The 6,000-nt window shown below is 38.8% G+C and carries 7 protein-coding genes and 2 tRNA genes; 8 read left to right on the forward strand and 1 reads right to left on the reverse strand.

What is annotated here, in order from left to right; translation table 11 throughout:
• Window positions 1–222 precede the first annotated feature (222 nt).
• The 8 genes from yihA (at window position 223) to HPS56_RS04005 (ending at window position 5,715) form a co-directional block, all read left to right on the forward strand.
• Window positions 223–831 (forward strand): ribosome biogenesis GTP-binding protein YihA/YsxC, encoded by a 609-nt coding sequence (gene yihA, locus HPS56_RS03970; protein WP_172274176.1) that lies wholly within the window; start codon window positions 223–225, stop codon window positions 829–831.
• 52 nt (window positions 832–883) lie between these two features.
• Window positions 884–2,692 (forward strand): ribosomal protection-like ABC-F family protein, encoded by a 1,809-nt coding sequence (gene abc-f, locus HPS56_RS03975; RefSeq protein ID WP_172274179.1) that lies wholly within the window; start codon window positions 884–886, stop codon window positions 2,690–2,692.
• Between the two features lie 14 nt (window positions 2,693–2,706).
• The gene (gene recR / locus HPS56_RS03980; protein ID WP_172274258.1) at window positions 2,707–3,315 is read left to right on the forward strand and encodes a recombination mediator RecR; all 609 of its coding nucleotides are present in this window, start codon (window positions 2,707–2,709) and stop codon (window positions 3,313–3,315) included.
• Between the two features lie 48 nt (window positions 3,316–3,363).
• On the forward strand, window positions 3,364–3,756 hold the full coding sequence (locus HPS56_RS03985) for a hypothetical protein (RefSeq protein WP_172274182.1): 393 nt from the start codon (window positions 3,364–3,366) through the stop codon (window positions 3,754–3,756).
• On the forward strand, window positions 3,753–4,940 hold the full coding sequence (locus tag HPS56_RS03990; protein ID WP_172274185.1) for a glycosyltransferase family 2 protein: 1,188 nt from the start codon (window positions 3,753–3,755) through the stop codon (window positions 4,938–4,940). The genes HPS56_RS03985 and HPS56_RS03990 overlap by 4 nt, the downstream gene beginning before the upstream one ends.
• Window positions 4,937–5,458, forward strand: a complete 522-nt coding sequence (locus HPS56_RS03995) for a GNAT family N-acetyltransferase (protein WP_172274188.1) — start codon at window positions 4,937–4,939, stop codon at window positions 5,456–5,458. Before HPS56_RS03990 ends, HPS56_RS03995 begins: the two co-directional genes overlap by 4 nt.
• Window positions 5,459–5,529: 71 nt before the next feature.
• A tRNA-Asp gene (locus HPS56_RS04000) sits at window positions 5,530–5,603 on the forward strand.
• 38 nt (window positions 5,604–5,641) lie between these two features.
• A tRNA-Asp gene (locus tag HPS56_RS04005) sits at window positions 5,642–5,715 on the forward strand.
• 117 nt (window positions 5,716–5,832) lie between these two features.
• Here HPS56_RS04005 and HPS56_RS04010 read toward each other — a convergent pair.
• Window positions 5,833–6,000: transposase (locus tag HPS56_RS04010; RefSeq protein WP_172274191.1), on the reverse strand; the 168-nt coding region annotated here is incomplete at its 5' end.

Here is a 6,000-nt window from a genome sequence, read left to right on the forward strand (position 1 = left end):
GTTTGGTGTATGTGAATTTATGATATTTTGTGAAGTTTTACGTTTCATGAAGTGAAACGCTTTGTTTGATAACGGATGCAAAGGTAGTAAAAGTTTTACAAACGACCAAATATAACTATAAATATTTGGCTATTCGTGTAAATTAGAGTAATTTTGCACAGAAAAGAATCCTATAAAAGGTATTTTGTTTAAAATAAATAAAAGAAAAATACAGGAGAATTTATGGAAATAAAAAAAGCAGAATTTGTTCACAGTGCACCGACCGTTTATAATTGCCCGAATGACATTAAGCCTGAATATGCCTTTATCGGACGTTCAAATGTGGGAAAGTCAAGCTTAATTAATATGTTGTGCAATAACAAGAAACTTGCCAAGACATCTGCTACTCCTGGAAAAACATTGCTTATAAATCATTTTATAATAAACAATGAGTGGTATTTGGTTGATTTGCCTGGATATGGTTTTGCAAAACGTTCAAAGACAGAGATTAAAAAGTTAGACCAGATGATAAAGGGCTATATCCTTCAAAGAGAGCAGCTTGTTAATCTTTTTGTTTTATTGGATATAAGGCATGAAGCTCAGAATATAGACCTTGAATTTATAAATTGGCTGGGTGAAAGCAATGTTCCTTTTACCATTGTATTTACAAAATCAGATAAGCTTTCTCTTGCTAAAGCCAATGCGAATGTGGAGGCATATAAGAAGGTTCTGAAGGAAACTTGGGAGGAACTTCCGTTTATGATTGTCACTTCTTCCGAAAAACGTTGGGGGCGTGATGAGTTGCTTGGCTATATTTCAGATATAAATGACAATATAAGTGCTGGCGAGTAAGTTGGGGTGAGCTGTTTATTGCAATATTGGAAATATCAAATAAAATTTCGCGATGGCAAAAGATAATCCGTTTTTAGATGTACAGTGTCTGACAAAAAGCTTTGGAAGCCTCCTGTTGTTTGAGGATATCAGCTTTAGTGTGTCAGAAGGACAGAAGGTTGGTCTGATAGCAAAAAACGGAACGGGTAAATCTACTCTTATTTCATTGTTGACCGGTAAGGACAGTGCCGACGATGGACGTATAATATACCGTAATGACATAACGGTCGGATGTCTTGAGCAGTCTCCGGTCTTTGATTGCAACGAGACTGTTCTTGACGCGTGTTTCAATCATAACGGAGAAAAGGAAAAGGTGCTTCGTGCAAAGCAAATACTGACTCAGCTGAAAATATCGGATATGAATCAGCCGATGGGACAATTGAGTGGGGGGCAGCAGAAGAGGGTCGCCCTTGCTAATGTTCTTATAACGGAACCGGATTTGTTGATATTGGATGAGCCAACCAACCATCTTGACCTTGAAATGATAGAATGGCTTGAGGGCTATCTGAAGCGTGGGAGAAAAACTCTTCTTATGGTAACCCATGACAGGTACTTTCTTGATCGGGTTTGTTCATGTATTATAGAACTTGACGACCGACATATTTATTCTTATAAGGGTAACTATGAATACTATATAGAAAAGAGACAAGAGCGTATAGACGCACGCCGTGCCGAGATTGCACGTGCAAATAATCTTTATCGTACGGAACTGGAATGGATGCGAAGAATGCCACAGGCGCGCGGACATAAGGCCCGTTATCGTGAGGAAGCCTTTTATGAGCTTGAAGCTGTTGCAAAGCAGAAAATAGATGAGAGGCAGATGAGATTAAAGTCAAGTAATGTATATATAGGCAGTAAAATATTTGAATGTCAGTATATAAGTAAGGCATGGACGGATAAGTGTGTGATATTAAAAGATTTCTATTATAATTTTTCTCGTTTTGAGAAAATGGGTATAGTGGGAAATAACGGAACGGGAAAATCGACATTTATAAAGATGCTGTTAGGCTTGGAGGCTCCGGATAAAGGAAAAATCGTTGTTGGCGATACTGTACGTTTCGGATATTTTTCTCAGGAAGGGCTGAAGTTCAATGATAATGATAAGGTGATAGACGTTGTCAGGGAAATTGCCGATTATATTGATTTAGGCAGTGGAAGGCAGATGTCGGCATCACAGTTTTTGAAACATTTCCTTTTTACTCCAGAGCAACAGCAGAATTATGTCTGCAAACTTAGTGGCGGTGAAAGGCGTAAATTGTATCTGTGTACGGTATTGATGCGTAATCCGAACTTTCTTGTACTTGATGAGCCGACAAATGATTTGGATATTGTAACTTTGCAGATACTCGAGGAATATCTTCAGGATTTTCCGGGGTGTGTTATAATTGTAAGCCACGACCGTTACTTCATGGATAAGGTTGTTGATCATCTTCTTGTATTTAAAGGAAATGGTGAGATAAAAGACTTTCCCGGCAACTATACACAATATCGTGAATGGAATCTTCTTGAATCCGGTGATAAGGTTAATAAGACAAAACAGTATGGAGACGATGCCGGTCAGTTCGGGAAGAATACAGTCAAAAGAAAACAGAATGCTGTCAGCCGCCGTAAGATGACATTTAATGAAAAAATGGAATATACGCGTTTAGAGAAAGACATTGCTTTATTGGAGCGGGAACGCAAAGATATCGAAACAGCCTTGTCTGAAGGAACTCTAACCGTGGAAGATATAACAGATAAGGGTAAACGTCTTGCTGTAATTAAAGACGAGCTTGACGAAAAGGAAATGCGTTGGCTGGAATTGGCTGAAATAGAACAATAAGGCAAGGAATTATGATGCAACAATATTCATCTCAGTTATTGGAAAGAGCCGTAGGAGAGTTCTCAAAATTACCGGGTGTGGGACGTAAGACGGCTCTCCGTCTTGTTTTGCATCTTCTGCGTGGCTCAGTGGAAGATGTTGAGCGTTTTGCCGAGGCATTGGTTACAATGAAGCATGATGTGAAGTATTGTAATAAGTGTCATAATATAAGTGATACGGATTTATGTAGTATATGTTCTGACTCAAGACGTGATAGCACAACCGTGTGTGTCGTGGAAAATATTCAGGATGTGCTTGCCATTGAGAATACTCAACAATATAGCGGGTTATATCATGTGCTTGGCGGTGTAATATCTCCTATGGATGGTGTCGGGCCGTCAGACCTTCAGATTGAAAGTCTTGTGGAGCGTGTTTCGAAAGAAGAGATTCATGAGGTGATACTGGCCCTAAGCTCTACGATGGAAGGTGATACTACTAATTATTATATTTCACGTAAATTGGAAGCTTCTGGAATCAAATTAAGCGTAATTGCCAGAGGAATATCTGTCGGTGATGAATTGGAGTATACGGATGAGGTAACTCTCGGGCGTTCTATTGTGAACCGTACTCCATTTGTCTGCTGACAGAAATGGCGTTTAAGCATTGAATATATATAATAGGATTTAATATAAATGAAACATCCATATATAGTTTTACGAATCGTTTGGGCATTGGTTCTTACTTTCTGTGCCATTGTTGTGGCGATATATGAAAGTGGACTTTGTGCTGATGGAATTTTTGTTGCCGATAAGGCTTATGAGTTTTATTGGTCCCTACTGCTTGATGCGGTTACTTTAGCTTTTATTCCAATGGCTCTAAGGCTTTATAAATTTGATTATGTAGTCAGGAGCATAAGGAATGGTGGGCGCTTGACAGAATTTTATTGGGGATTATTGCGACAGGCAATGTTGGGAATACCAATGATAGCCTCCATGTTCCTTTATTATTTATATATGTCACCATCTTTTGGATATTTGGGTGCTATTCTGTTTTTAAGTCATTTTTTTATCTTTCCGAATAAATGAAGCTGTCAGTCATAATAGTAAGCTATAATGTTAAGTTTTATGTTGAACAGTGCCTTCACAGCCTGTATAAGGCTATTGATGGAATTGATGCGGAGGTTTTTGTTGTCGACAATCATTCCAAGGATGATACTGTCAGATATATAAGGCGGCGTTTCAAGAAAGTAAAGCTCATAGACTTAAATAATAATCTTGGTTTTGCGCGTGCAAATAACATTGCCATTAATCAGGCCAGGGGGGAGTATATCCTATTGCTGAATCCGGATACTTTTGTAGGGGAAAAGACTATATGTGGAACATTGGATTTTATGGATTCACATCAGAAAGCCGGTGGTATAGGTGTGTGTATGTATAATTCAGACGGAACTGTTGCCATGGAGTCACGACGCGGGTTGCCATCCCCATTGACGGCTTTTTATAAGATGTGCGGGTTATGTTCGCGTTATCCGCGGAGCAAGCGTTTTGGAAAATACTATATGAGCTATCTTCCATGGGATACATCCCAGTGCATTGAAGTAGTAAGTGGCGCTTATTTTATGCTTAGGCGTAAGGCTGTAGATGAGGTAGGAATGCTTGATGAAGACTTCTTTATGTATGGAGAGGATATAGATCTTTCTTATCGTTTGTTGAAAGGCGGGTGGGAGAATTGGTATCTTCCACTGCCGATACTTCATTACAAAGGTGAGAGCACTCATAAAAGTTCATTTAGCTATGTGCATGTCTTTTATCGTGCAATGCTTATTTTTTTCCGTAAGCATTATGCCCATATAAGTATTTGTCTGTCGTTGCCTATAACTCTTGCCATATATATGAGTGCATTTATGGCTTTGATGAAGATACAGACAAATAAGGTGCGAAAACTTCTTGGCTTTGTTGACAGGAGAAATTGTCCTGATCGTAGATATGTGTTCATCGGCAGTAAGAATATGATAGAGCGATGTCATCAGATGGTAAGCCGTAAGGGTATTGTGGCGGATTTTGTGCATTACGGGCATGATAAATTAGAATTGCCGTCATTTGATGATTTAAAAACAAATGAGAAAGTATATGTCGTGTTTGATACGGATTTGTTCGGTTTTGAGGAGATAATTGACAAACTTCACGGCTTCTCACACAAGAATATCTTTGTCGGTACTTATTTCAGCAAGACGGGAATTGTGATAACTCCAAATGATATACTACGATGAGCAATTCTTATTCTTTGCCGGTTGTAAAGCTTCGTGCCATAGAGCCGGAAGATTTGGATATAATGTATTCTATTGAGAATGACCGTAGTATATGGAATGTGAGTGTGACAAACGTTCCTTATTCAAAGCAGACGATATTGAATTATATATCAAACAGTGTCTCGGATATATATGTCGACAGGCAGGTGAGGATGATGGTAGAGAATATATATGGTGAAATTGTCGGCATTGTTGATATTGTTAATTTTGAACCTTCTCATTTACGTGCGGAAATAGGAATAATCATATCTCCGGAGTTTAGTGGAAGAGGCTATGGCAGAGCCGTTTTGAATGCTGTTGCCGATTATGCCATCCGTATTCTCCATCTTCACCAACTGTATGCCATAGTCAGTGTAAATAATGAAAGATCTTTAAAGATGTTCAAATGCTGTGGGTATAAAGAAACTTCATGTCTAAAAGAATGGCTTTATGATGGAAAGAACTATGTAGATGCATTGATGTTGCAAGTTTTTTTATAAAAATGTATTGAATTATTTGGATAATATAAAAATTATGTTTACCTTTGCACCCGCAAACAAGAAATATGTTTGGTGCGTTAGTTCAGTTGGTTAGAATGCCTGCCTGTCACGCAGGAGGTCACGGGTTCGAGTCCCGTACGCACCGCACTCAGTGGGGTGCAACATTAGTTCTTTTGATATTTTGGTGCGTTAGTTCAGTTGGTTAGAATGCCTGCCTGTCACGCAGGAGGTCACGGGTTCGAGTCCCGTACGCACCGCTTAAAAAGGAAGTTGATCATCTCAACTTCCTTTTTTGTTATATCTATTTTGTTGTTTTATTAACTGTAAGCTGTTGATTTAATGCAAATTAGGGCTCACCCGACAAACCATGGGGATTAAGCATATAGCCTTGTAAGTCTGAAAAGAAAGAACTTAATGTCTGTCACCCCTCTTAAAGCAGCCCTGAAAGCCTTGATTTTTGCATTGAATGATTCCGCAAATGCGTTGGTAGCCCTGTTGATAAAGAAGTTCAGAACCTCATCATAATGCTCGAAAAGTGTTGC

The organism is Xylanibacter muris (genome assembly GCF_013166605.1).
Taxonomy (GTDB): Bacteria; Bacteroidota; Bacteroidia; order Bacteroidales; family Bacteroidaceae; genus Prevotella; species Prevotella muris.